General features: G+C 42.8%; 24 protein-coding genes. 4 read left to right on the top strand and 20 right to left on the bottom strand.

Annotated elements, in window-relative coordinates; all coding sequences use genetic code 11:
* Positions 1–54: 54 nt before the first annotated feature.
* The gene (locus NTX44_01185; GenBank protein ID MCX6120220.1) at positions 55–384 is read left to right on the top strand and encodes a heavy metal-binding domain-containing protein; all 330 of its coding nucleotides are present in this window, start codon (positions 55–57) and stop codon (positions 382–384) included.
* 57 nt (positions 385–441) lie between these two features.
* On the opposite strand, the gene NTX44_01180 is transcribed toward NTX44_01185, so the two are convergent.
* The 18 genes from NTX44_01180 to NTX44_01095 form a co-directional block, all read right to left on the bottom strand.
* Positions 442–942, bottom strand: a complete 501-nt coding sequence (locus tag NTX44_01180) for a cupin domain-containing protein (protein ID MCX6120219.1) — start codon at positions 940–942, stop codon at positions 442–444.
* 153 nt (positions 943–1,095) lie between these two features.
* Entirely contained in the window at positions 1,096–2,316 is a 1,221-nt protein-coding gene (locus tag NTX44_01175; protein ID MCX6120218.1) for an ABC transporter permease, read from the bottom strand.
* Between the two features lie 58 nt (positions 2,317–2,374).
* Positions 2,375–3,595 (bottom strand): ABC transporter permease, encoded by a 1,221-nt coding sequence (locus tag NTX44_01170; protein MCX6120217.1) that lies wholly within the window; start codon positions 3,593–3,595, stop codon positions 2,375–2,377.
* Between the two features lie 42 nt (positions 3,596–3,637).
* On the bottom strand, positions 3,638–4,870 hold the full coding sequence (locus NTX44_01165) for an ABC transporter permease (protein ID MCX6120216.1): 1,233 nt from the start codon (positions 4,868–4,870) through the stop codon (positions 3,638–3,640).
* Between the two features lie 237 nt (positions 4,871–5,107).
* Positions 5,108–6,307 carry an ABC transporter permease gene (locus tag NTX44_01160; protein MCX6120215.1) on the bottom strand — a complete coding sequence of 400 codons (1,200 nt, stop codon included), beginning with the start codon at positions 6,305–6,307 and terminating at the stop codon, positions 5,108–5,110.
* Positions 6,308–6,366: 59 nt separating this feature from the next.
* Entirely contained in the window at positions 6,367–7,599 is a 1,233-nt protein-coding gene (locus NTX44_01155; GenBank protein ID MCX6120214.1) for an ABC transporter permease, read from the bottom strand.
* A gap of 1 nt (position 7,600) precedes the next feature.
* Complete coding sequence (locus NTX44_01150; GenBank protein ID MCX6120213.1) at positions 7,601–8,326, bottom strand: ABC transporter ATP-binding protein; 726 nt, start codon at positions 8,324–8,326, stop codon at positions 7,601–7,603.
* 16 nt (positions 8,327–8,342) lie between these two features.
* Complete coding sequence (locus NTX44_01145; protein MCX6120212.1) at positions 8,343–9,320, bottom strand: tetratricopeptide repeat protein; 978 nt, start codon at positions 9,318–9,320, stop codon at positions 8,343–8,345.
* A 25-nt stretch (positions 9,321–9,345) separates the two neighbouring features.
* Positions 9,346–10,611: an efflux RND transporter periplasmic adaptor subunit gene (locus NTX44_01140; GenBank protein ID MCX6120211.1), complete on the bottom strand. Its 1,266-nt coding sequence runs from the start codon at positions 10,609–10,611 to the stop codon at positions 9,346–9,348.
* Positions 10,612–10,662: 51 nt separating this feature from the next.
* Positions 10,663–12,015 carry a TolC family protein gene (locus NTX44_01135; GenBank protein MCX6120210.1) on the bottom strand — a complete coding sequence of 451 codons (1,353 nt, stop codon included), beginning with the start codon at positions 12,013–12,015 and terminating at the stop codon, positions 10,663–10,665.
* Between the two features lie 142 nt (positions 12,016–12,157).
* On the bottom strand, positions 12,158–13,594 hold the full coding sequence (locus tag NTX44_01130; protein MCX6120209.1) for an HD domain-containing protein: 1,437 nt from the start codon (positions 13,592–13,594) through the stop codon (positions 12,158–12,160).
* Between the two features lie 2 nt (positions 13,595–13,596).
* Entirely contained in the window at positions 13,597–14,592 is a 996-nt protein-coding gene (locus tag NTX44_01125; GenBank protein ID MCX6120208.1) for a Gfo/Idh/MocA family oxidoreductase, read from the bottom strand.
* 73 nt (positions 14,593–14,665) lie between these two features.
* The gene (locus NTX44_01120) at positions 14,666–15,391 is read right to left on the bottom strand and encodes a hypothetical protein (protein MCX6120207.1); all 726 of its coding nucleotides are present in this window, start codon (positions 15,389–15,391) and stop codon (positions 14,666–14,668) included.
* Entirely contained in the window at positions 15,388–15,720 is a 333-nt protein-coding gene (locus NTX44_01115) for a hypothetical protein (protein ID MCX6120206.1), read from the bottom strand. Before NTX44_01115 ends, NTX44_01120 begins: the two co-directional genes overlap by 4 nt.
* Complete coding sequence (locus NTX44_01110; GenBank protein MCX6120205.1) at positions 15,713–16,270, bottom strand: sigma-70 family RNA polymerase sigma factor; 558 nt, start codon at positions 16,268–16,270, stop codon at positions 15,713–15,715. The genes NTX44_01115 and NTX44_01110 overlap by 8 nt, the downstream gene beginning before the upstream one ends.
* 287 nt (positions 16,271–16,557) lie before the next feature.
* Positions 16,558–17,799: a DUF5103 domain-containing protein gene (locus tag NTX44_01105; GenBank protein ID MCX6120204.1), complete on the bottom strand. Its 1,242-nt coding sequence runs from the start codon at positions 17,797–17,799 to the stop codon at positions 16,558–16,560.
* 16 nt (positions 17,800–17,815) lie between these two features.
* On the bottom strand, positions 17,816–18,469 hold the full coding sequence (locus tag NTX44_01100) for an HAD-IA family hydrolase (GenBank protein ID MCX6120203.1): 654 nt from the start codon (positions 18,467–18,469) through the stop codon (positions 17,816–17,818).
* Between the two features lie 228 nt (positions 18,470–18,697).
* Positions 18,698–19,504, bottom strand: a complete 807-nt coding sequence (locus NTX44_01095) for a DUF4382 domain-containing protein (protein ID MCX6120202.1) — start codon at positions 19,502–19,504, stop codon at positions 18,698–18,700.
* 121 nt (positions 19,505–19,625) lie between these two features.
* Between NTX44_01095 and NTX44_01090 the strand changes: the two genes are divergently transcribed.
* Complete coding sequence (locus NTX44_01090) at positions 19,626–20,789, top strand: class I SAM-dependent rRNA methyltransferase (GenBank protein ID MCX6120201.1); 1,164 nt, start codon at positions 19,626–19,628, stop codon at positions 20,787–20,789.
* An 88-nt stretch (positions 20,790–20,877) separates the two neighbouring features.
* Positions 20,878–21,633, top strand: coding sequence for a hypothetical protein (locus NTX44_01085; protein ID MCX6120200.1), 756 nt, complete (start codon positions 20,878–20,880; stop codon positions 21,631–21,633).
* A gap of 67 nt (positions 21,634–21,700) precedes the next feature.
* Here the strand turns inward: NTX44_01085 and NTX44_01080 are convergent, their stop codons facing one another.
* Together NTX44_01080 and uvrA are read right to left on the bottom strand one after the other, a co-directional pair.
* Entirely contained in the window at positions 21,701–22,234 is a 534-nt protein-coding gene (locus NTX44_01080) for a transposase (GenBank protein ID MCX6120199.1), read from the bottom strand.
* Between the two features lie 80 nt (positions 22,235–22,314).
* Positions 22,315–25,167: an excinuclease ABC subunit UvrA gene (gene uvrA / locus NTX44_01075; GenBank protein ID MCX6120198.1), complete on the bottom strand. Its 2,853-nt coding sequence runs from the start codon at positions 25,165–25,167 to the stop codon at positions 22,315–22,317.
* Positions 25,168–25,284: 117 nt separating this feature from the next.
* Between uvrA and NTX44_01070 the strand changes: the two genes are divergently transcribed.
* Entirely contained in the window at positions 25,285–25,662 is a 378-nt protein-coding gene (locus NTX44_01070) for a response regulator (GenBank protein ID MCX6120197.1), read from the top strand.
* Positions 25,663–25,709 lie beyond the last annotated feature (47 nt).

Below are 25,709 nucleotides of genomic sequence, written 5' to 3'. Positions count from 1 at the left end.
ACCGCCTCCCAATCAAGTCACAGAAGTTTTTAATTTTAATGAAAGAATAGTCCGATGGACCACACCCTCATCACAACGAATATTCAACTTGACGGATACCGCGTTATAAATAATCTCGGTGTCGTACGCGGTATCATCGTTCGATCACGCTCGCTCTTTGGTAATATTGGTGCTGGATTTCAGATTCTCTTTGGTGGAAACATAAGTCTTTACTCTGAACTCTGTGAACAAACTCGCCGCGATGCGTACGAACTTATGATTCGGCATGCAGAAGAACTCGGTGGTAATGGTATTCTCGCCTTTCGCTATGATGCTACAGAAATCGCTGCCGGTGTTACAGAAGTATTGGCGTATGGGACAGCAGTTGTTGTGGAAAAAATATAAAATAGAATTTCTGTAACACAACTCCGACGCACCTTTAAGGTGCGTCGGAGTTGAACTTCATTGTTCTGGAGTTCCTTGCTTTTTCATGAACTCCTTTCGCACCGGATTATCTTTCTGATACTGCTTGATCACTAAATATTTTAATTCGGTATCACCGGCATTACGAATGCCATGCTCGACATTAGATGGACAGTAAAAACTTGTGTAGGGTTCAGCTGGTGTCCACTTCCCTCTGAGATACAATTCTGCCTTTCCTTCAAGAATAAAGAAAAATTCGTCTTCCGCATGGACATGCGGCGGGTGTGTTGCTGAGTGCGGAGCGACAACACTCATCTTCAAGGTTTTTCCATCTGCAAGGTTCGGATCAGCGAACCAATATTGATATCCGACTTTTGTTTTTTCAATGTTCTCTAATAAAAACTTATTGATGCAGTTTTCAATTGTGTATTTTGTCGTATCGCAGTTACCAGCATTCTCTGTTTTGGTCAGGGCAGAGACACTTAAGAAGAACAAGCTTAATAGTATTACCGTAGATAGCAACATGATGTGCTTTTTCATAGTATCCTCATTATAGATTAATATTTTTAAATAGTAACATTCTATTTCAGATTTATCAAATTCGTCAGTCGTATTATTCTTGGAGAAATAATCAAGAATTGCGCAAGATGGGAAATCGTGGAAAAAAATAACAAGATAAACCAACAAATCTATTTATTCATATCGAAGAGAATCGATCGGATCAAGATTTGCAGCTTTCCAGGCAGGGTAGACACCAAACACTACTCCAACAAAGGTCGTAATCGCAAATCCAATCAGCGCCCAATCAAGCGGAAAGACCGGCGGGAAATTCAATGCAAGCGCAGTTAAGTTGCCGCCAAGGATGCCAAGCCCGACGCCGACAATGCCACCGATTTGACACAGGACAATAGCTTCGGTGACAAACTGTGATAAGATATTTGACCTACGAGCACCTAGCGCTTTTCGAATTCCAATTTCTTTAGTACGTTCTGTAACGGAAACAAGCATAATATTCATTACGCCGACCCCCGCTGCAATCAGTGCAATGAAGCTCATGAATCCAACGCCAAGTTTGACGTAAAGAGTAAATTCATTAAAGGTCGCGATGAGCGAATCATTCGAGGAAAGAGAAAAATTATCTTCATCACCGGGAGCAACTTTTCGTATCGTGCGAAGAATCATTTGTGTTTCCTCGACACAATCATTATACATTTCCGGACTTTTTGCTTTCACCTTAATATAGACGCTACGTATCTTGCCGTATTGATTAAGGAATGTACTGAGCGGTATCACTACCTTGTTTTCAGACTCCGCTATTGTAGATCCTTTCGATTCAAACGTTCCAATAACAGTATAACGGTGCGCACCCATTTTAACAATACTTCCGACTGCTCCGCCATGCGGAAACAGTTTGTTCTCAACATCCGACATAAGAATGATAACGTATGAGGCATATTTCACATCATCATCCGTGATATTTCTCCCATCTTTAATCGTCCAGTTGTTCGTCCGCATTCCTTCCGGCTCCTCACCACCGACTCCAACATCCGGATTGGTTTTCAGTGACCCAAACTGGACGGTCTGTTCATCCTGAAATACTCCGATACCAACATACTGAGCAAGTGTTACCCGTTCTTTAACAATTTTTGCCTGTTCGTATGTAATATCTTTCCATTTCAGTGATTTCAACCATTGTGTGCGAGTCGCGATAGCTGGCTGCTTCTGAATCTGAAAGGTATTGGTGCCAAGACCGCTCAAACCAACTTCAATACTGTTCTGAAGTACCTGAACTGCGGTCATGACACCGATTATAGAAAAAACTCCGACAATAATACCCAGCAACGTTAACGCTGAGCGAAGTTTGTTGGAGCGGATGGCCGTTAAAGCCATTTTTATTATTTCAGAAAATTGCATAGAAGCTCTTCTGGGGGAATCAAAAATGCCGATCCCTCTAACCCTCGGCCTTCTCTAATTACTCATATCGAAGAGAGTCGATAGGATCGAGATTTGCAGCTTTCCAGGCTGGATAGACACCAAACACTACTCCCACAAACGTCGTGATTGCAAATCCAATTAGCGCCCAATCAAGTGGAAATACAGGTGAAAAATTAAGAGCAAGGGCAGCTAAATTGCCGCCAAGGATGCCAAGCCCAACACCGATAACGCCGCCAATTTCACACAGTACAATAGCCTCGGTGATAAACTGCGAAAGTATATTTGCTCTTCGAGCACCAAGCGCCTTCCGAATACCAATCTCTCTGGTGCGTTCGGTGACAGAGACCAGCATGATATTCATAATACCGATCCCGGCAGCTATCAGCGAGATGAAACTCATAAAACCAACTCCGAGTTTGACGTAGAGAGTAAATTCATTAAAAGTAGAAATAAGCGAGTCGTTCGAAGCAATATAAAAATTATCTTCTTCCCCGGGATCAACTTTTCGTATCGTACGGATAATCATCCGCGTCTCCTCAATGCAAGCATCATACATTTCTGCATTTTTCGCTTGGACCTTGAGATAGATACTGCGAATCTTGCCATATTGTTGAAGAAATGTGCTGAGCGGTAAAATCACTTTGTTATCATTTCCACCTATTGATGAACCTTTCGGTTCAAACGTTCCGATAACCATATAACGCTGAGCACCTACTCTGACAATATTGCCAACTGCACCACCATGAGGGAATAGTTTTTTCACAACATCATCCATGAGTATAACAACCATGGAGGAATATTTCACGTCATCATCCGTGAAATTTCTTCCATCACGTATAGTCCAGTTGTTGGTATAAATCCCTTCCGGTTCCTCTCCGCCAACGTCAACATTCGGATTAGTTTTAAGTGATCCAAATTGGATGGTTTCTGAACTCTGATATGTTCCGATTCCGACATATCGAGCAAGTGTAATCCGCTCCTTGGCTATTTTTGCCTGTTCGTATGTAAAGTCTTTCCATTTCAGCGATTTCAAATATTGAGTACGATTCGCAATTGCCGGCTGCTTTTGAATCTGGAAAGTGTTAGCTCCAAGACCGCTCAAACCAGCTTCAATACTGTTCTGCAGAACCTGAACGGCGGTCATAACACCAATAATAGAAAATACTCCGACAATAATACCAAGCAGCGTCAACGACGAGCGAAGCTTGTTGGAGCGGATGGCCGTCAAAGACATTTTAAATATTTCAGAGAATTCCATGAGTCACGCCAAAAGCAAAACAGTTAAAAGAAAAAGCTTTTCCTATTCATATCTTAATGCATCAACAGGATCGAGACGCGATGCCCGATACGCCGGCAAAAATCCAGAAACAATTCCAACAATAATAGAAACAACCAGAGCAAAGGCTACCACACTCAAGGGCATAGCTGTTGGAAGAAACGTATCAATTATCAGACTTATTGGAAAGGCAATAATAATTCCGATGATACCGCCAATGAGACATAACGCTGCAGATTCCATCAAGAACTGCAGAAGAATAGTCCGCCGGGGTGCACCAATTGCTTTACGGATTCCGATTTCTCTCGTGCGTTCCGTAACCGATACAAACATAATATTCATAATTCCTATACCACCGACAAAGAGCGACATTCCTGTAACAAATAAACCTACCGCGGCAATAACACCGCCAATCTGATTAAACGTTTGAACTAATATTTCTTGCTGGTTAATCGCAAAGTCATCACGATCTTTCGGTTTGAGTCCGCGCGTTTTACGCATAATGCCACGAACTTCTTCTTTTGTTTCATCCAAATCACCCACAGATTTTGCTTTCACCCAAATCTGGATACCGCCACGAAACGACATAAACTCTTTAAAGAAACGGTTGATCGGGACATAGACTCTATTATCAAGACTTTGCGATCCAAGAAAATTTCCTTGTTTATCGAAAACACCTGATACGTGATATAGATACCCGCCAATTTTAACAATTTTCCCAATCGGATTTTCATTTGGGAAAAGATTGGCAGCAACTTCAGATCCAAGGGCACACACAGGCCGCCCTCCGTCGGCTTCTACTCGTGTAAAGAAACGGCCAAATGCAACAGTCGCGCCGCTGGTCTCAAGCATATCAGAACCTGTGCCGACAACAACGACGTTTTCAACAAGCTTTTGTCCATATTTAACATTTTTTAATGTTCCTATGACTGGGTTAACTGCACTAGCATATTCAGAATTTTTTTCAATAGCTTTTGCGTGCTGTATCAGAATATCCTTCCTATTTCGCAGTTTCCAAAAATCGTCATCGTTAATGATCCACGGGAACTTTTGTACATACAAGACATCCGTTCCAAGAGCGGCTATACTCTTATTGAAGGCGCGATCCAACCCTTCAATCGCTGTTCCCATAAGCGTCACAGAAACAATACCGATGACAATGCCAAGTGTTGTCAACACCGAACGCATTTTATTAGCGCGGATGGCTGCAAATGCAATCGCCATCCCTTCTTTGAATTCATCAAATACAAATTTCATGTTATACCATGACCTTTGTTGATCGAGTTATGGCAATTCGATTCTTCATCGGTGCGTCCTCTTCCATCTTGCTATGAACATCTATGGACTTCCATTTCAGTGTGGCTTATTCGTTAGATCGTTATAAAACGAAGACCTCACTGAGATTGGGTTGTCCTGGTTTGCAGTAAATCAGCATTTCCCTATCACCCAAAATCGATCTCAATTAAAATAACGGGAAATATTCCCATATCGACTTTATTCGTATCTTAAAGAGTCGATAGGATCGAGATTTGCAGCTTTCCAGGCTGGATAGACACCAAACACTACTCCCACAAACGTCGTGATTGCAAATCCAATTAGCGCCCAATCAAGAGGAAATACAGGTGGAAAATTAAGAGCAAGGGCAGCCAAATTGCCGCCAAGGATGCCAAGCCCAACACCGATAACGCCGCCGATTTCACACAGTACAATAGCCTCGGTGATAAACTGCGAAAGTATATTTGCTCTTCGAGCACCAAGCGCCTTCCGAATACCAATCTCTCTGGTGCGTTCGGTGACAGAGACCAGCATGATATTCATAATGCCGATACCGGCGGCAAGCAATGAGATGAAGCTCATGAATCCAACACCAAGTTTGACATACTGTGTAAATTCATTAAAGGTCGAGATGAGCGAGTCATTAGAAAAGATGGTAAAATCATCTTCATCGCCCGGTGCTACGTTACGTATACTCCGAAGAATCATGCGTGCTTCCTCAACACAATCCTCATACACTTCTGCATTTTTCGCTTTGATCATAATATGTATGCTACGAAGTTTTCCATATGTATTGAGGAAAGTGCTCAATGGTATAACGACATAATTATCACTATTTCCCCCCAAACTCGATCCCTTCGGCTCAAATGTTCCAATAACACGATAGCGATCATCACCGATACGAACCTCACTTCCTACAGCACCGCCATGGGGAAAGATTTTATTAATAATATCCTGAGCAAGAATTACAACAAAGGAGCTGTAGCGAACATCATCATCATTGAGGCTCCGTCCTTCTTTGATCGTCCAGTTATTTGTGGGCATACCGTCGGGCTCTTCTCCAGCCACGGCAACACTTGGATTTGTCTTCAAAGATCCAAATTGAATAGTCTGTCCGCCTTTCCATGATTCAAGCGCAACAGATTGAGCAAGCGTCATCTTCTCCTTGACAATCAATCCTTGTGGATAGCGTATATCTTTCCACTTCAATGATTTGAGCCACTTGGTATGACCTGCCATAACCGGCTCCTTCTGTACCTGAAAAGTATTGGCTCCAAGACCGCTTAAACCATCTTCAATACTGTTCTGCAGTACCTGAACGGCTGTCATGACGCCGATAATAGAGAATACTCCAACAATAATACCCAGCAACGTCAACGCAGAGCGAAGTTTGTTGGAGCGGATAGCAGTCAAAGACATTTTAAATATTTCAGAGAATTCCATGAATCAAGTTAAAAGTTTAAAGGAAAAAGTTTCCTCTATTCATATCTCAGTGCGTCAACTGGATCGAGACGCGAAGCACGGTACGCCGGTAAAAATCCGGATACAACTCCAACAATAATCGAAACGAGCAGGGCAATGAATACTACACTTAAGGGCATAGCTGTTGGAAGAAAAGTATCAATGATCAAACTGATCGGAAAGGCGATAACAATTCCGATGATACCGCCGATGAGACATAATGCAGCAGATTCCATCAAGAACTGTAAAAGGATGGTTCGCCGGGGCGCTCCGATTGCTTTGCGGATTCCAATTTCTCTCGTGCGCTCTGTAACCGATACAAACATGATATTCATGATTCCAATACCACCGACGAAGAGCGACATTCCTGTTATAAATAAACCTACAGCCGCGATAACACCGCCGATTGTATTAAACGTCTGGATTAACGTCTCCTGCTGGTTGATTGCAAAATCATCCGGCTCCTTCGGTTGAAGACCGCGCGATCTACGTAAAATACCACGGACTTCTTCTTTCGTGTTCTCCAAATCTTCCACCGATTTTGCTTTCACCATAATCTGAAGATCACTTCGATGTGACATAAATTCTTGAAAGAACCGATTGATCGGGACATAGACCCTATTATCAAGACTTTGCAATCCAAGAAAACTCCCTTGTTTATCGAACACACCTAATACATGGTATGCATACCCACCGATTTTAATGATTTTCCCAATAGGATTTTCATTAGGAAATAGATTTGCGGCTACTTCAGAACCAATAGCGCACACCGGTCGTCCTCCATCTGCTTCTATGGGGGTAAAAAATCTACCAAAGGCTATAGTGGATCCACTTGTCTCAAGCAAGTAAGCGCCAGTACCAACAACAACGACGTTCTCTATAAGTTTTTGTCCATATTTGACATTCCGCATTGCTCCCGTTGCAGGATTCACCGCTGCTGCATATTCTGAATACTTTTCAACATCCTTTGCCTGCTGTATGCGAACATTTCGCCGATTTTTAATGATCCACCAATCATCTCCATGATCGGCCCATGACCATTTCTGTATATACAACACATCAGAACCGAGAGTCGCAATGCTCTTATTAAAGGCGCGGTCCAGTCCCTCAATCGCAGTTCCCATGAGGGTGACAGAAACAATGCCGATCACGATGCCAAGTGTCGTCAACACCGAGCGCATCTTGTTGGCACGGATGGCGGCAAAGGCAATCGCCATTCCTTCTTTGAATTCATCAAATATAAATTTCATTTTATGCCATGACCGTTGCCGGTCGAGTTATGACTTTGCGATTCTTGATTGGTTCATCCACTTCCATTTTACCATCACGGAGACGAATCCGGCGATGTGCATGCAACGCAATATCCTCTTCATGAGTCACGAGAATGATTGTATTGCCTTCCTTATGCAGTATATCGAAGAGCATCATAATTTCGTCGCCGGTTTTTGTATCAAGGTTTCCGGTCGGTTCATCTGCAAGCAAGATAGACGGTTGCGTCACAAGAGCACGCGCTATGGATACACGCTGGCGTTGTCCGCCGGAAAGTTCATTGGGTTTGTGATGGATTCGATCCGTTAAACCCACACGTTCTATTGCCGCGCGTGCTAATTTCTTCCGCTCCATCGATCCAATGCCGCCATAAATGAGCGGAAGTTCAACATTGTGGAGGACATCCGATCTGGCAAGCAAGTTAAACGTCTGGAATACAAATCCGATTTCTTTATTCCGAATCTTGGCAAGCTGATTGTCGTTCATATCGCTGACGTTTATGTTGTTCAATTCATACAAACCAGACGTAGGCGTATCAAGACAGCCAATAATATTCATCAATGTTGATTTGCCGGAACCAGACGGGCCCATAATTGCCACATATTCATTTTTCTGAATCTGGATGGAAACACCATCTAAGGCATGAACTTTTTCTTCGCCTACTTGATAGAATTTTGTGATGTTTGTGAGTTGAATAATAGTTGACATTCCGGCTTCCTTTTTATTACTCTACTTCTTTTAGTTTCTTCTCAGCCATTTTGCGAAATGAATCGTTGGATTTGTCATCAAGTACAAAATGGTACATTTCTTTTGCTTCCTTCTTCTGCCCTTTCGCTTGATACGCTTCGCCAAGATAGTAGTGAGAAGCGGTAAAATTCTTATCTAGTTCGAGCGATTTACGGAGATGGACAATCGCCTGATCTGGTTTGCCATTCTCAAGTAACGCTTCGGCGAGACTCTCATAAGAATCTGCTGTATCAGGTCGAAGCTCAACGTATTTTTGAAAACAATTCACCGCTTCCGCTGGATGTTTGGTACGCATATGGAAGTATCCATATTCCTTCCAAACTCTCCATTCCTTTGATTGTGATGACGTAAGCGTTTTCCATTCTTTTTCTGCTTCTGCAGGTTTCTTATTGCGCTCGTAAAAACGAGCTTTCATCAATCGACCCTGTAGTTCATCTTGTTTTACAATTTCATCCAGCTCGCGCCAACCCTGATCTTCGTCACCGCCCATAATCGAAGGAGCCATGAGATAATATTGCGCTAAACCAATACGCGCCGGTACAAGTTTGGGATTGAGCTCCACCGCTCGCTTAAACGCGTTTTTTACTTTGGGTGCAAGAAATGCTTGTTTAATCATTCCTGCATTTTGAGTCTTTTCACCAAGAGCAGCTCCATACCTGAATTGATAGTCGGCATTATTGGGATTGAGATCGACTGCTTCTTCAAGCTGATCAACTGCTTCATCAACATCCCGATCTTTAAATCCGCGATTCAGTAATACTGAGCCAAGACGATAATGCGCTTCAGCGTCGTTCTTGTTTTTATCAAGAATTTGTTCAAACACTGCTTTCGCTTCTGCATATTTCTTTTGTTGGACAAGCGCAACACCTTCTTCAATTGACTGTGCCGGCAAGTGTGTTTGTATCAACAGTACTGTCGCAGCAATAAATCCAAATATTCGCAGGAGCTTTTGCATTCTTATCGTTTCTTTCTCTGTCTTCTTACTTCTTCTCTGTGTCAGCACTTGCTCCGGTTTTTTTCGAGGACTTATTGTCCACTTTCACTTTCGAATCAACTTCCAGATCACGATTGATCGCCTTGAACGATCCTATCACCACTTCTTTCCCCTCAAGGCCATCTGCCTTCACTTCCACATACGTATCATTACTGATGCCGCGTTTCACAGGTAACGTCTTCACAGCACCATTGTTCACAACAAACACCACTTCTTCAAGTTTATCTTCTTCCTTCTTTTTACCAGCGACTAATTGCGCTTCTCCTTCTTTCGGTTCTTCTTTCTTTTCCGTTTTCGGTGCACGTACTGTCACAGACTGGATGGGCACGGTGAGAACGTTAGCATGAGTTTCCGTTTCAATATCTGCCGCCATCGACATCCCCGGCCGGAATTGGATACCTTCAGGAGTATTGATACGAATACGTACTTCAAAATTCGTCACCGCGTCTTGCGTTCCAATGCCTGTCGATTTTGCGGTATTAGCAATCTGCGTCACGATGCCGGTAAATTTACGATCTTGATACGAATCGACTTCGATCCGCGCCGTATCACCTTTTTGCACCATCACAACATCATTCTCACCGACATCGACACGTGCTTCCATAGAAGTAAGATCGGCTATCGTCATAATTTCTGTGCCCTGCGTAAACGTGCTTCCGCTGACGCGCTCCCCAAGTTCAGATATCAATTGGCTCACAACACCGGCCATCGGCGAATAAATTGTGGTCTTTGAAAACTGTTCACGATTTTGTTTTAGGATCGCATTCGCTTGATCATATCCCGCTTTTGCGCTCAGGTAACTCGCTTTTGCAATGTCCATATCAGAATCAGAAATAAGCTTTTTCACAATAAGTTCTTTTGCACGGTTGTAATCTGCCTCGGCTCTGCGAAGGCCGGCATCTGCCATTGCTAAAGACGCTTCTGCATTTTCTAATTGAGCTTGGTATGCATCCGGTTTTATGCGGACAAGCAATTGTCCTTTTGCGACGCGTTGACCCTCGCGAACGGGCAATGCGATAATTTCGCCGCTCACCTCTGCATTAATCTTCACTTGTGTTTCCGGTTGTATCTTTCCTGTCGCTGAGACGATCTGCGTGATCGTTCTCCGCTGAACTTTTTCCGTCTGAACGGTTATGATAGTCTCGCGCCTGCTGCCAAGGAACACGAGCACGCCAAGAACAATGATCACCACTCCGATAATCGAAAAGATGATTATCTTTTTCTTTTTCTTTTTCCCATTACCATTTGCCATTGCTTACTCCTGAGTAGTATGAACTTTTAAAAATATTGTCGACGATCTTCTTTAGTAATTACGTTCACCGATGACATATTCCAAATTGCGTTTTGCAGTGATATAACCGTACGTTGAATTTATTTTTGTCACTTGCGCGTTCACAAGATTTGCATTTGCTATTTGAAGATCGAGAATTGTACCAGAACCGAGATTGTACTTCTCTTCTGCTACTTTACGATCCTGCGTGGCAGAAGTTACACTCTTCGCACTCGCGTCGTATTGTCTCCGTGCAGCTTCGAGATCGAGTAATGCCTTCTTTACATCGACACTGACGTCACGTTCCGTTTGATAAAGCGACAACTCTGCATTGCGTTCCTGTACCTTTGCAATCTGAATACCTTGATTGGTGGAGAAACCGTCGAATAACGTCCAACCTAAGCTGATACCCCAATTAATATTTTTGTTTTCCGATAAACTCGACAATTCTGAAGAAGAAAGACCATATCCTGCAAATGCTCGAGCACTTGGAAGGTAATTGCCCCATGCTTTTGTTACGCTATAACCGGCAGTCTTCATATTTTCAATTGCGTTTTGGTAGTCCGGACGTGAAACAAGCGCACGCTTTCGCATATCGCCAAAACCGCCAAGGGATTGGGTTGTTGTTGCAAGTTCAGTGGAGTCGATGTCAGGAGAAATCGCCGGATCGGCAATCGCATATTCTTCCATGACGTCAAGGCCAATAAGTGATACTAAATCCGCCTTCGATTTATCGTACGTGTTCTGCGCATTGATGAGATTTACTTCGTCAAATGCTACAGCCGATTGTTGACGATACACATCACTGATCGAGAGAGCACCAACACGACTGGATTCCATAATCCGTTCCAACTGCTTTTGGTCTCGTTTCAGATTTTCTTCGCTAACTTTTACAAGCTGCTCATTACGCAGGACTGTTAGATAACTGGCTTGAACCTGAAAAATGATTGATTGCTTCGTTCTTGTGAACTGCTGTTCTGCAATCGCTTTTGCAGATGTTGCCTTACTAAAATTCGATTCCCGCGAAAGCCCGTCAAAGAGTGTATAATTCAAACTGAGTCCGGCAGAGTACGATGTCGTCAGATCTGATCCTCCTGCCGCAAGATATGTTCCTGTCGCCGAATTGTATATCAATCCGGAAGGTGACTCGCGTTGATTACGCGACCAGCTTGACGATGCGGACAGAGTCGGCATGTAAGAACCATATGCAGCCAGGACTCCACTTCGTGCAGCATCGATACCGTTTGCCGCCTGTTGTATATTCAAATTGCGCTGGAGCGAAACGGTAATAGCATCGTTTAATGTAAGCGTCTTCGTAATTCCGGATTGCGTTTGTGCGCCACAAAGTGAAGCTGTTAATACGATTAAAGCCATTATTTTTTTCATTGATACTTCTCCAATGTTTCTAAAATTGGCAGGAAATCAAAAACTACATCTTATAAACGGTTAATTTACAGTAAAGTTGCATCAAATATATAAAACTTCAATACTACATGGCAGTTTGGACGCTTAAAATTAAATATATGTTTCATTTTTCAGGATAACGTCTCTTCTTCATAGGCGGCCGATTCATCACTTCATTTTTGATTGAAAGAAGGTATTGTAAAGCGGCATCGTGTTCGTTCGGAATAGCACCATCGAGAATGGCATCGGTGATTTTGTCCTTTAACACACCCACCATCGGGCCTTCGGTAAGTCCGCACACCGACATTATTTCTTCGCCACGCAACGGCGGCTGCCAATTTCTGATACGATCTTTTTCTTCTACTTCTACCATCTTGGTGATAACAAGCTCGTAGTTTCGTTTTACGTGCTCTACAAGTTTTTGATTCTTTGAAGTAATATCAGCCCGACATAATACCATAAGGTCATCAATATCGTTGCCGGTTTCAAACATCAATCGGCGAACAGCGGAATCTGTCACGCCATCATCAACTAATGCCTGTGGACGGAGGTGAAGGCGAATTAGTTTTTCTATGTATGGAAGGTTCTCCAGCGGAAATCGCATCCGGCGGAAGATGCGCTTTGCCATTCGTGCGCCGAGATCTTCGTGTCCATGAAATGTCCAGCCAATTTCCGGTTTGAATGCTTTCGTTTTCGGTTTGCCTATATCGTGCAGAAGCGCCGCCATGCGCAGCCAAAGATTATCCGATGCTGCTGCAACTTTATCCACAACCTGCAGCGTATGTTTGAAAACATCTTTGTGATGATACTCTTTTAATTGATCCACGCCTGCCATCTGTGCAACTTCTGGAAAAACAACCTGCAGAACACCTGAGTCGTACATCAATTGAAGTCCGATGGACGGAGCGGAACTTGACATGATTTTCAAGAATTCATCCGAGATGCGCTCCTGAGAAACAATCGCCAGCCGCCCAGCCATTTTCTGTGCAGCGTTCAGCACATTCGGCTCAATGGTAAATCCAAGCTGTGAGGCAAAACGCATCGCGCGCATAATGCGGAGCGGATCATCGTCGAATGTAACTTCCGGGTCGAGCGGTGTGCGCAGAATCTTTTCCTGCAGATCACCTTCACAATTAAACGGGTCGATAATTTCGCCGAAGGTTTTTTCATTGAGACTTGCGGCCATTGCATTCACGGTAAAATCACGCCGTGACAAATCTTCGTTCAGCGTGCCGGCTTCGACATGCGGGTTCCGGGAATCTTTCCGATAACTTTCTTTTCGTGCACCGACAAATTCCAATTTCCTGTCATCCAGCGGCAACATTGCTGTCCCAAAGTTTTCAAAGAGAATAAGATTTGTTCTGCCAAAATCTTTCGCAACAATTTTTGCAAACTCCACACCGCTGCCGATAACAACGATGTCCGTATCTTTACCTTCCCTGCCAAGCAGGATATCACGCACATAGCCGCCAACAACGTACGCTGCAATACCCTCACGGTCGGCAATAACACCGACGCGTTTCAGAATCTCATCCTGAATATCAATACACTTTGTTATCATATCTATGCGGTTGTAATTTTCTGCGATTCGATCTTCTGTAAAATTTCCTGCGCCACTTCCAGTGCATGCAAACCATCGCGGCCGGTAACCGGCGTTTCACTATTCTTTTGCACAGACTCGATAAAGCGCTCAAGTTCATACTTCAAGGCATTCACTTCCTGTACTTCTGGCTGCTCATATATAATGATCCGTTTGTGCTGGCCTTGATCAATCTTGCCAAGCATCATCGTCGATTTTACGTTAGGTGTCTGCTCATCAACCAAACGAAATACTTCTGCCAATCCTTGCGCAAAATCGATGGATATGTATGCGTCTCGTTGAAACAGGCGCATCTTGCGCATTTTATTTTGCGAGATGCGGCTTGCTGTTACATTCGCAACACAGCCATTTTCGAATTGCAGACGCGCGTTGGCAATATCGGGTGTATCCGAGATGACAGCAATACCGTTGGCATCAATGCGCGACACTTTCGATTTCACCAGGCTCAAAATCAAATCAATATCATGAATCATCAAGTCGAGCACAACCGCCACATCCGATCCTCGCGGGTTAAATTGCGCCAGCCGGTGTGATTCAATAAACAAAGGCGTAATATTATATGGTTCCAGGGCAAGAATAGCCGGATTGAACCGTTCAATATGTCCGACTTGCAATTTCAACCCGTTTATCTCCGCCCGTTCGGTCAGCGCTTTTGCCTGTTCAATAGTGGCAGTAATTGGTTTCTCGATGAGGAGATGCACACCGCGCTTGATCACTTGCATCGCCACATCATAATGCGATTGCGTCACCGTGGCAATGCTGACCGCTTCGACTTGAGACAACAGATTATCGAGAGTCGAAAATGCTTTGATTCCAAACTCCGCCGCTAACTTTTCAGCTCGCTGCGAGTCAAGATCATATACGCCGACCAACTTTACCGAAGAAATCTCCGCATACATTTTTGCATGAAGACTGCCAAGGTGTCCAACGCCAATAACACCAACACGTAATGGATTCATTTTTGTATCCTTCAATTCTTTTACACCGGTTGATAATACACCGCCATACTTTTTTCTTTTTTTGTTTTAAATATTACTTCCTAATAAGAAGATATGCTATATAGGCTGGTAAGTTGCCAATCAATACAAACAATGTCCATAAAACATATTTTTCTTCTTTTTGTCGGGAATCAAAGTAGACCCAAACAGGTAATGATATCCAGTAAATAATAAAACTGAAAAAGAATAAAATGCCAATTATTAGGATACTTTTTCCCCATACATTATCCTTGTTTTCAATATTATATGATAGACCTATAAAACCTGCCAAACCGCTATTGTTATTTTTTATTGGGACTAAAAGATGGTTAACAATATCATTATGCTCTCCTTCCCTTTGAATAGCTGAAGCCGATAATAATAATAACTTTTGTTCTTCTGAGAGGTTGTCACTTATTGAATGAACAATTTCTTTAGTTTCACTGGTTGCAAGTTCCGACACATTTCTATTAAGCGGAGTAGATGCAGCAAGGAATCCATTAGCATAAATAAACGTTCCGTTATTGGATATAAACCAAACTGTAGAAATCTCGGGATTCTTAAGCAGATCGTTTAAACGGGATTTAAATAAATCGCCCGATATATCTGATGCATTCAAATTCTGAAAACCGTTAAGAAGGTTTTGACTTTTAAGCCGATTTTCAGTGTTTTCAGTATTTTTATGGTTGTAGAAAAAAATACTTAATACAAAAATCAGTATAGCTGATAATCCGGAAATCAGAGCTATCCAAGGCAGTGATTTTATGATATTGTTTTTCATATCGCTTCCTTTAAATTAAAAATTAATATAACACTTGAAATAGGTATAAAAAGAATGCTCATCAAAATACCGCATTGGAATATTTTTACAAATAATTCAGGTAGAGTTGAATGATAATTTCCTATGAGAATCATAACCGTTGGAAAAAAACACAGTACTGTTAATAGTACCAATACAATTTGTTGATTGTCATGTGTTTGTTTTTTATCAGAAATACGCTTTAGCAATAAAGACGATGTTTTTTCTTTATCATTTTCATCAAGCCATAAATTCTTGCCAAAACTACCTTTAATAAGAGTTTCGACATTGTGTTCAAGAGAATTATCCATTTTTATTCTTATTACTTGTATAAGTTTTTATAAAAGCAAGTCTTGCTCGACTGAGAAGTGATTCGGTAGCTTTATATGTTTTGTTTATTGTGACTGAAATTTCTGTAATACTTTTTTCTTCAATATACTTTGAAATTAACAGCATTCTATATTCTTTATTAATTTGGGCAAGTGTTTTGACAACTATAAGTTCTGTAGAATTTTCATCTGATTGATTTTCAGGTATAACTTCATATTCGGAATTTTGAGATAGTATGTCCTTGTTATACTTTTCACCTTTAATTTTGCTTCGCAAGTAATCGGAGGCTTTATGTTTGGCTATTCCACATAACCATGTAAAGAAGCTGCTATTCCCTTTGAATTTATGAAGGTTTTCAAAAGCAATAATGAAAGTTTCCTGCCAAATATCTTTGGCATCTTCCCGATGTCCTTTAATAAAATGCAATATGTACACATATAATAAATCCGCAAATTCTTTATATAAATTTTCATAAGCACTTTTTTCGCCATTTAATGCGTCATAAATAAGAATCCTTTCTTTTACATTCATTCTAACAGCTTTTCATTAATATTTTCTATTTATTAGTTAATGTTACGCAAGGTAGAAATAGCGCCTAATAAAGTTGTCATGCCCGAATGTTTTAATCGGGCATCCATTTTTCTGGATTCCTCTAAAAACGTGAGGGAATGACAGCTGTTCTTTTCTTCTTTGTGCAACATCACTTATTAGTCGAAATAAATGTAAAAATCCTTCGCTTTATTTTTATGAAAGAATATTTTTGTCGCTAATATTGAAGCATTGTGAGAATGAATAATGCGAAAATCACCTTGTAGCTTTTATCGTGAGTTCGCATTCTGTCCGCCCGAACTTTTTGCTTGAGCGGCAAGAAGAATTCTATCGAAGCCGCCAAACCGTACATCGTGGTAATAAAGCAGCGCTGTGTACACGTTCACCGTTCGCCAATCGTTGCCTTCAAGTGTCATCCAATCATTCTCGTTGATCACATACTGGTAATCGTACGCTCCGCGGCGAATCCATGTAAGAAGCTTGTAATGTTTTATTGCATCATCGTACTGCAGCCGCCACTTTTCATCCACCTTCCAACCATTAAAATCTCCAACGACATAAATCTTGTCATTCGAATTTTCTTCGGGCCGTCCCAATTCAAATTGAAACTGTACGTAATCTGCGTAGCGATTTCCAGTGCTCAGTGTGGACGTTCCATTCTGATCCTCTGCACCTTGCCATTGCCATCGACCCATGTCTGCGCCATCGCGCAGGCGTAAAATTTCATAAGGCGGAAAAAGATCGGCATCACGAAGGTCTATGCGGCGATATTCATTGCCAGGCTGAAGATTGTCGATCACAAACTTCAGAGTGTTCGTTCCCAAACCATCAATGAACGTGTTCGAATTTCTGTTGTCAGCATCAATCCGGTGCGGTGTTTCTATTTCCCGGTTGCGATAAATATCGACCGTCTTAACAAAATTCGCATACAACGGGCTTGCATCATCCATACGCGGCGGTGGAAGCGTAAAGAATAGAACTGCTTTATTCACCTGATTCTGCGGTGAAATCTCCGACTGCAGGTAACGATTAAAAATCATCAAGACTGAATCTTCAATATTTTCTACGGCAAAAATTTTTCCATCAGCTTGTAATTCATTCTTATTTTCATCCCATATTTCGACTTTGTAATTGCCTGATTGCGGCAAATGTTCTAATCCTTTTATTCCCGGTATAAGAAATGAATATGTTCTTTCGTAATTTCTTACTCCGCTGGGAACTATCTCAAATGGAATCTGGCTTGTGGAATAATTCCTAAACTCATCATTGATGAACGACGACTGCGTGATATTCCAATCCTTATCGCAATGGAATATCTTCACCCGATAGTTTTCAAGTGTCGTCTCATCAACGTCAAACGAAATCGTCACCGGATGTGAATCCAACAAAACAATCGGAAAATTTGCCTTTGCTGTACCGTTGATGCGCATGCTTTTAATATGATCAGAATAAATCGTCTGCGCGGAGCACGACGCAACGACCGTAAAGATGAGGAGAACAAATGTCCGCATAGAGTGTCTCATAGTTTTACTTGAACTGTCCATCCAGCCAGTGTTGAAATTCTTTTGTATTATTAAACACAAAATCTGTTTTCATTTGCAGCACTTTTTCTTTCGCATACGAATCCCATACGACAGCGGCTATCTTGACGCCGGCTTCGCGTGCCGCCTTCACATCGGAAACAGCATCCCCTACCATCAGCAGTTCTTCCGGCTGAAGCGTAAAGTGTTCCATAATTTTCAATAACCCTTCTGATGATGGCTTGTGCTTGACAACATCATTTCCTGTTACCATATAATCGAAATATTTATCAATACGGAATTCCTGCAATGTAATCGTTGCGGTATACGTTCCCTTGCCCGTGAAGAGAGCCAGTATTTTACCGTGTTCTTTTATGGAACAGAGAATATTTTCTATTCCGGGATAAATCCGTGCTAACCGATTGTGGTTTGTACGATAGAACGAGAGGTAATCTTTCATCACGATATCAATTTGGTCTGCACGAACGATGGAAAGCAGCGCTCCTTCTTCCGGCGGACCGAACATTGCTGTTATTTCAGGAATGCTGTATGTTCTCCCCGCATATTTTTGCGCAATGTAATTAAACGAGTCATAAATGAGCTGATTCGTTTGTGTTAATGTACCATCCATATCGAATACAATGCATTTCAAATGTTTCACAGATTATTCCTTATTGCAGCCATTCATGATTGTTCGTCATCATCACATCACAACGATACCGAATAAAAAGCGATGATCGCGATACCTCGTATCAATATAAACACAAAAGGCATCAAGCGGAACACTGAACGCTTCGTTCGTATCATTTGATGAGCGCAAGAAATTACGCTTGAACTTCGCGCAGAACTAACGGGTGGGTGAGAAATCTTCAGTATTTGCACAAACACATTATTTTGTGCGCAGGGTAATCGCTCCGATATTTGTAGCTTGTTTCCGAATGACGATGACGTTGGCGATAGTAGTATCGTTCAACTTCGGATCGCCTGATTGAATGGTGACAGTATACGTGTTTTCCGGTATATCCGAGATTTGAAATGAACCGTTGGGATCGGTTAAAGTTGACACCGAATCCACACCGGTGTAAGTGCGTACAGACGATACATTGGGAAGTGTATCAGGTCTCACAACAGAGCCCAGAATCGAACCGGAAAGCACTGTGTTCTGCACACGGATAATTGGCTTAAAAAAATAGAGCTCGCCGTTTTTATACACTGAACGACTTGCATCAAAATCAAATGTCAATTGTAGTTGCTGTCCTTCAATAATTTGAAAGCCATAGGCAATGGAATTGCCGGACTGGATTGTTGGATCCACATTGAGCAACTGTTCCGGTCCGTTTTGTATTATCGTACATGGGCCAAAATTAATTTTGATTTGATCATAGGTGCCAACGGGGACTTTGTTCAGCGCCAATTGAAGATTCCTGCCGTTTCGCAGATTGAGCAAATCGAATGATCCCGATGAGTTGGTAGTTGCGACCGTCCACCCAATATCCGCCGTTGTGCCGGTTCGATGAATCGAAACACGGTCCACGACAATATTCATTTGCTGAAAACTTGCCGGAGCATCGAGCACTTTGATAAAAAGTTCTCCCTGAAAATTTGCGCCATTGCTTGAACAACTCACAAGGATGAAACTCAGAAGAATACATGTCAAGACGGCAAACAAGTATTTGTGCTGAACCGGTGTTGTCATTTTACTTTTCTCTACTCCGTTGATGTACTAATTTATAACCTTTTGAATGAATGTAAAGTGGATAACGTTCTTCCAAATACTCAAGCTTGCTTATCCTTCAAAAACTCTCTAATTTGAATGTATGAAAAGTCAAATCATACTGAAGAAAAACGAAGAACACAGAATTACTGCCGGACACCAATGGGTGTTCAGCAATGAGATTGCATCTCTTCGCGGTACTCCGGAAATCGGTGAAGTTGTTGAACTGCTCCGGCATGACCAAAAGTTGCTTGGACTCGGCTTCTATCATCCTCATTCGCTCATCGCCTTTCGTTTTCTTACATCAGAGCCGGAAGAAATTGGATTTAGTTTTTTTGAGAAAAGAATTCAGCAGGCACTTGCACTGCGTCAAAGGCTCTACCCCGGCGCAGAGACATTTCGGCTTGCACATGGCGAAAGTGATTTTCTGCCCGGGCTGATCATCGACAAATATAACGAGTTCATTTCCATGCAAATCCTTTCTGCAGGAATGGACAAGCAAACGGATATCATTTGCGATGTACTGGAAACGATATTCCATCCCAAAGCCATTGTAGCCCGGAATGACGTGGCCATTCGCTCGCTGGAAGAATTACCATTAGAGAAAAAAATTCTACGGGGAAACACCGGTATTACAATTATCGATGATGGTGTGAAGTTTGAAGTAGATGTACTCAATGGACAAAAGACCGGTTTCTTCCTCGATCAGCGCGAAAATCGGAAAGCAATTCATCGTTATGTTATTGGCGGAACCGTACTAGATTGTTTCTGTAACGAAGGCGGATTTGCCCTACACGCCGCATCTGCGAATGCAGTATCTGTTCGTGGAGTAGATATTTCTGAATCGGCAATCACAAAAGCCAAAGTGAATGCCCGGTTGAACTCTGCCGCTGTGGAGTTTGAGATTGGCGATGTGTCCGAAACGATAAAATTGCTTGGCGAGAAAAACAAGAAATTTGATATGGTTATTCTCGACCCGCCGTCATTTACAAAAAGCAAAAAGAACATTCCAGCTGCGCTGCGCGGATACAAAGACATGAACGCGACGGCAATGCGGTTGATCAACGCAGGCGGATTTCTCGTGACGGCATCATGCTCGCACCATATCACAGAGGATGGATTTCTTTCCACCATCGAACAAGCTGCGGTGAAAGCGAAACGGCGTGTACAGCTTCTGGAATTTGCAGGTGCGGCACCGGATCATCCGGTCATACCAGCAATGCCGGAAACGAAGTATTTGAAATTCGCGATCTTTGCCGTTCGGTAGATATTATGGTAGAATCCGATCACAGATCGGATGACAGGACATACTTTGGAATTATTTACAGAATTAAACTGTTATTAAATTGAAACCAATGAAATACGACATAAACACATACCGAACGATTCTACTCCTTTTTCTCGTATTTTTTCTTTGCACCAACTCCTTCGCACAATCACCGATAATAACAGACACAACGATGGTCTTTACACCTTCCAATCCAAATCTCATACATCCGCAAAGTTATAGACCAATGGTAAGAGCATGGGGACTCGATCTTCTCATGTCCAACAATGGATTCGGTCTCGGAACGTTTTATCGGTACGAAATGACTGATGAGCTTTCTTTGATGTTCAACTTCGCCATCTCGGACGTAAAGGACGAAACTGAATTTGAACAATATGATTACTACGGAAACAGCTTCGTTCCCGGAAAAAAGAACCGGCTTCTCATGATGCCACTTACGGCAAGCGTAGAGTACCGGTTATTCAAGGATGACATCGTAGATAATTTTCGGCCATTCATTGATGCCGGACTTGGACCAACGATGGTGTTCGTTGCACCGTATGCACATCCTACAGTATATTACTACCCGGATGGTACATATAATTATACAGATCCTGGAAAAATCGATTTTTTCACCAGCTTAAAGTACGGCAAGATGCGATATACTCTTGGCGGTTACATTGGAGCCGGCGCATATTTTGGGATGGAAAAGGGAACGATTACCGGTCTCAGTGTAAAGTACTTCTACGCTCAATTCCCGGATGGGATTGAAGTGATGTATGGCGGTTTTGTTAGAACCTTCGGCGGATTATTTATAACGCTTTCATTTGGTTCGATGTTTTAAGTGCATATAGAACTCGCTCCCAAGCTCCGCTTGGGAGCGTAACTTGAAGGCTCTGCTTTCCCGATATTCACCATTCCATTTCTACGTTCACTAATCCTTGCTTACTCTCATAATTTTGCGCATTAGAATAACGCCAATAACTCGCTTCTTCAACATACCCACGTTGAACAGGATTGTTATGTATATATTCTATCTTCTGATGCATCATCTCATCTGTCGTTATTTCTACAGGATGACTCCCTTCCTGCCAAACCTGATATTCGCTCTCTGTTTTATGGCTCAATTTGTTTTGTCTCAACTTCCTGAGTATACCTGCATTCTTCCGTTCCGTGAAGTAATCAATAATGGCACGCGCTGTGTACGATTTGAATGATTGTATCACCTTCGTTAACTCATCGCTTTGAACAACACAATGAAGATGATTTTCCATTATAACATATGCGTAGAGTTTTGCCTTTTTCTCTTCTTGTAGATATCTCAATGAATCAAGAATAATGTCTGTTACCTCCCGATTGGAAAATATCGGCAACCAATCTACAACCGTCATTGTAAGAAAATGAGGATACTGTGAATCATATATTTTGTACCGACTGCGCCCCATATTTATCGTTTTTTGTTTTGAAGCGGAGCTTCATCACTCCTTGTTCCCAAACAGAGTTTGGGAACAAGGTAAAATATTTCTCAGAGGTGTCTTTTCAGAAAAGCACCTGTGTAGGAACGAGGATTTTGAGCAATCTCTTCCGGTGTACCGGTTGCAACAATTTCTCCGCCTCGCTCGCCTGCATCAGGTCCTAAATCAATGACAAAGTCGGCACACTTCACGACATCCATATTATGTTCGATAACAATAATGGAATGTCCCGCCTCAACGAGTGCGTCAAAGCACTTAAGAAGTTTTGCAATATCATCAAAATGAAGTCCGGTTGTCGGCTCATCAAAAATGAAGAGCGCATTGCCTTCCTGTTCACTCGTCGAAAGATGATGCGCAAGTTTAATGCGCTGTGCTTCGCCGCCTGAAAGCGTTGTTGCAGGTTGGCCAAGCCGTAAATAGCCCAGTCCTACATCATCCAAGACCTTCAATCGTTTTGCAATGCGCCGGCTATCCGGTCCCAGAGAGAAAAAACCCATTGCCTCTGTCACGGTCATATTCAAAATATCATCCACATTCTTACCGCGGTATCGGACATCGAGTACCTCCTGCTTAAAACGCTTGCCTTTGCACGATTCGCATGGCAGAAAAATATCTGCGAGAAACTGCATTTCGATGCGCTGCAAACCGTCGCCTTCGCACACCTCACACCTGCCGCCGGGCACGTTGAATGAAAAATGTCCGGGCGCATAACCATGGGTCTTCGCCGCCGGTGTGTGGGCAAGCAAGTCGCGGATGAGATCAAAAATTTTAATGTACGTGATCGGATTCGAGCGCGGACTTCTGCCGATAGGCGACTGATCAATCAATTCGACACGATTGATATAATCGATTCCTTCGATCGCTTTACATATACCGGCAGTTCCATCAAAGCCGCCTTTCCGTTTCATGATTCCGGCATATAAAACTTCGTGCACGAGCGTACTCTTGCCGGAACCACTCACTCCGGTTACACAGACGAACATATTCAGCGGAATACGGATATCAATATTTTTCAGATTATTTGCCGATGCACGGTGAACAAAGAGCGATTGCTCATTGTCCGCTCTTCTTGATTTTGGTGTTGGAATTTTCAGCGTGCCGTTCAAATACTGCGCGGTAAGAGATGACGGGTGCTGAAGAAGCTGTTCCATTGTTCCTTGAAAGACAAGTTCGCCGCCATGCTCACCGGCTCGTGGTCCTATATCTACAATCATATCGGCTTCGCGCATCATCTCATCATCGTGCTCAACGACGAGTACGGTATTTCCGATATCGCGCAATGATTTCAACAGAGCGATGAGCCGCCCGTTGTCGCGCGGATGCAGTCCGATGGTCGGTTCATCAAGAACGTAAAGCGATCCCATCAGCGAAGAGCCGAGCGATGTGGCAAGATTGATGCGCTGCGATTCGCCGCCGGAAAGCGTCATCGACAAACGGTCCAGTGTGATATAGCCCAGCCCTATTCCGTCGAGAAAGCGAAGCCGCTTGCGAATTTCTTCCAAAATACGTTTGGCAATTTCTTCTTCATAGTTCGAGAGCGAAATGTTCTGGAAAAACAAGTTCGCCTCTTCAATTGTCATGTGCACAATGTCGCGGATATTTTTCCCGCCGACACGAACATTGAGTACTTCTTTGCGCAGCCGCGAACCGCCGCATTCTTCGCACGTTGTATATCCGCGAAAGCGGCTGAGGAAGACACGATAATGTAGTTTGTATGATTTGCGTTCGATGTATTTAAAGTACTTATGAATGCCGTCGAATCCTTTCCATCCATTCATGACGACTGCAAGCTGGTCTTTTGTCAATTCGTTAAATGGAACATCGAGCGGCACATTTGCTTCTTTAGCAATACGGAGCAGATCGACAAGATTTTCCCGCCAGCGAGGAAATGTCCACGGCAGGATAGCGCCTTGCCGAATTGTCTTGCTGGGATCCGGTACAACAAGATCCATATCGATGCCAATGATTCTGCCGAACCCCTGGCACGTGGGGCACGCACCGACCGGATTATTGAATGAAAAAAGTCGCGGCTCCGGGTCTTCATATCGTATGCCGTCTTCTATACACTCAAAATGCTGGGAGAAACGGAGCAGTTGCTTTTGCTCCAACACATACATGTGCGCGTACCCGCTTCCTTCTTCAAATGCAGTCTGAATGGAATCTGCCAATCGCGTTACATTTTCTTTTCCATTCTTGCGTACGATAAGGCGATCCACTAACACATGAATATTCTTTTTTGATTTCGTTTTAAATGCTTGCTCATTCAAATCGATCAGCTCGCCATCCACAATAAGCCGGAAAAAACCGCGCTGCTTGAGAACGTCTAATTCTTCCTTCAGCGTGCGCCCCGCATGTTCATGCATCGGGAACATCACGTACACTTTTGCTCCATCCGGTTCCTGCTGGATTCTATCAACAGCCGTCGTCACGGTATCTCTCGTTACCAATCTACCGCAAACCCGGCAATACGTTTGTCCGATGCGGCCAAAGAGCAGCCGAAGGTAATCGTAAATTTCTGTAGAAGTGGCGACGGTTGAGCGCGGGTTGCGTGAAGTGGTCTTTTGTTCAATGGCAATCGCCGGACTCATTCCTTGAATCAAATCGACATCCGGTTTCTCCATACGCTCAAGAAACTGCCGGGCGTACGATGAGAGACTTTCCACATAACGCCGCTGACCCTCGGCATAAATTGTATCGAATGCGAGGCTCGATTTACCGGAACCGCTCACACCGGTAAAGACAATGAGTTTATTCCGCGGCAGCGTGAGGCTGACGTTCTTGAGATTATGAACTCTTGCCCCGCGGATAATGATATCGGATGGCTTCCGGGAAACCTTCGGAAGGTTGCTCTGCTCTAACCCAGAGACCTTCTGAAGGTTCGCTTTTGTTTTCTTTTTTGCCATAAGTATATGTAAGATACAGAAAAAAGAGGAGACGGGAAAACAAAGTCAACCTTATTACCTTGTATTTAGGAAAGAAACTTTGTAGGTTTATATCAATATTTAATGAGGATATTTCTTATGGGGAAAAAAATACTTGTGGTAGACGACGATGAGTCTGTGCGCAAATCCGTAACTGCTGCACTTAGAATGAAAGGCGGTTTTGAAACACTGGAAGCCGAAGATGGATTCGCAGGGCTTGAACTTGCAAAACAACATCATCCTGATTTGATTATTAGCGACGTTGTGATGAAGAATTTAAACGGCTTCCTTATGTTAGAAGTGCTGAAGGAGTATCCGGGAACTGCCGATATACCTATTATTATGATGACCAAGGAAGCCCAAGCAGACAGGGAATGGAAAACTGGCGCAGCTGTAGAATATCTTACAAAAGGATTCACTCTCGACGTGCTTCTCGAGAAAGTCAATTCGATTCTCAAAACAAAATCTACATCATAAATCATTCGATAGATTCATACAGCTCCGCAATATCTGAAATCAAATTC

Source organism: Ignavibacteriales bacterium (assembly GCA_026390575.1).
GTDB lineage: Bacteria > Bacteroidota > Ignavibacteria > UBA10030 > UBA10030 > Fen-1298.
The sequence above is the reverse complement of the archived record's forward strand: the minus strand, read 5'-3'. Positions and strand labels throughout refer to the sequence as shown.

Excerpts from the sequence above, each read along its gene's own strand:
- NTX44_01185 (MCX6120220.1), top strand. The coding sequence starts at position 55 with ATGGACCACACCCTCATCACAACGAATATTCAACTTGACGGATACCGC.
- NTX44_01180 (MCX6120219.1), bottom strand. The coding sequence starts at position 942 with ATGAAAAAGCACATCATGTTGCTATCTACGGTAATACTATTAAGCTTG.
- NTX44_01175 (MCX6120218.1), bottom strand. The coding sequence starts at position 2,316 with ATGCAATTTTCTGAAATAATAAAAATGGCTTTAACGGCCATCCGCTCC.
- NTX44_01170 (MCX6120217.1), bottom strand. The coding sequence starts at position 3,595 with ATGGAATTCTCTGAAATATTTAAAATGTCTTTGACGGCCATCCGCTCC.
- NTX44_01165 (MCX6120216.1), bottom strand. The coding sequence starts at position 4,870 with ATGAAATTTGTATTTGATGAATTCAAAGAAGGGATGGCGATTGCATTT.
- NTX44_01160 (MCX6120215.1), bottom strand. The coding sequence starts at position 6,307 with ATGTCTTTGACTGCTATCCGCTCCAACAAACTTCGCTCTGCGTTGACG.
- NTX44_01155 (MCX6120214.1), bottom strand. The coding sequence starts at position 7,599 with ATGAAATTTATATTTGATGAATTCAAAGAAGGAATGGCGATTGCCTTT.
- NTX44_01150 (MCX6120213.1), bottom strand. The coding sequence starts at position 8,326 with ATGTCAACTATTATTCAACTCACAAACATCACAAAATTCTATCAAGTA.
- NTX44_01145 (MCX6120212.1), bottom strand. The coding sequence starts at position 9,320 with ATGCAAAAGCTCCTGCGAATATTTGGATTTATTGCTGCGACAGTACTG.
- NTX44_01140 (MCX6120211.1), bottom strand. The coding sequence starts at position 10,611 with ATGGCAAATGGTAATGGGAAAAAGAAAAAGAAAAAGATAATCATCTTT.
- NTX44_01135 (MCX6120210.1), bottom strand. The coding sequence starts at position 12,015 with ATGAAAAAAATAATGGCTTTAATCGTATTAACAGCTTCACTTTGTGGC.
- NTX44_01130 (MCX6120209.1), bottom strand. The coding sequence starts at position 13,594 with ATGATAACAAAGTGTATTGATATTCAGGATGAGATTCTGAAACGCGTC.
- NTX44_01125 (MCX6120208.1), bottom strand. The coding sequence starts at position 14,592 with ATGAATCCATTACGTGTTGGTGTTATTGGCGTTGGACACCTTGGCAGT.
- NTX44_01120 (MCX6120207.1), bottom strand. The coding sequence starts at position 15,391 with ATGAAAAACAATATCATAAAATCACTGCCTTGGATAGCTCTGATTTCC.
- NTX44_01115 (MCX6120206.1), bottom strand. The coding sequence starts at position 15,720 with ATGGATAATTCTCTTGAACACAATGTCGAAACTCTTATTAAAGGTAGT.
- NTX44_01110 (MCX6120205.1), bottom strand. The coding sequence starts at position 16,270 with ATGAATGTAAAAGAAAGGATTCTTATTTATGACGCATTAAATGGCGAA.
- NTX44_01105 (MCX6120204.1), bottom strand. The coding sequence starts at position 17,799 with ATGCGGACATTTGTTCTCCTCATCTTTACGGTCGTTGCGTCGTGCTCC.
- NTX44_01095 (MCX6120202.1), bottom strand. The coding sequence starts at position 19,504 with ATGACAACACCGGTTCAGCACAAATACTTGTTTGCCGTCTTGACATGT.
- NTX44_01090 (MCX6120201.1), top strand. The coding sequence starts at position 19,626 with ATGAAAAGTCAAATCATACTGAAGAAAAACGAAGAACACAGAATTACT.
- NTX44_01085 (MCX6120200.1), top strand. The coding sequence starts at position 20,878 with ATGAAATACGACATAAACACATACCGAACGATTCTACTCCTTTTTCTC.
- NTX44_01080 (MCX6120199.1), bottom strand. The coding sequence starts at position 22,234 with ATGGGGCGCAGTCGGTACAAAATATATGATTCACAGTATCCTCATTTT.
- uvrA (MCX6120198.1), bottom strand. The coding sequence starts at position 25,167 with ATGGCAAAAAAGAAAACAAAAGCGAACCTTCAGAAGGTCTCTGGGTTA.
- NTX44_01070 (MCX6120197.1), top strand. The coding sequence starts at position 25,285 with ATGGGGAAAAAAATACTTGTGGTAGACGACGATGAGTCTGTGCGCAAA.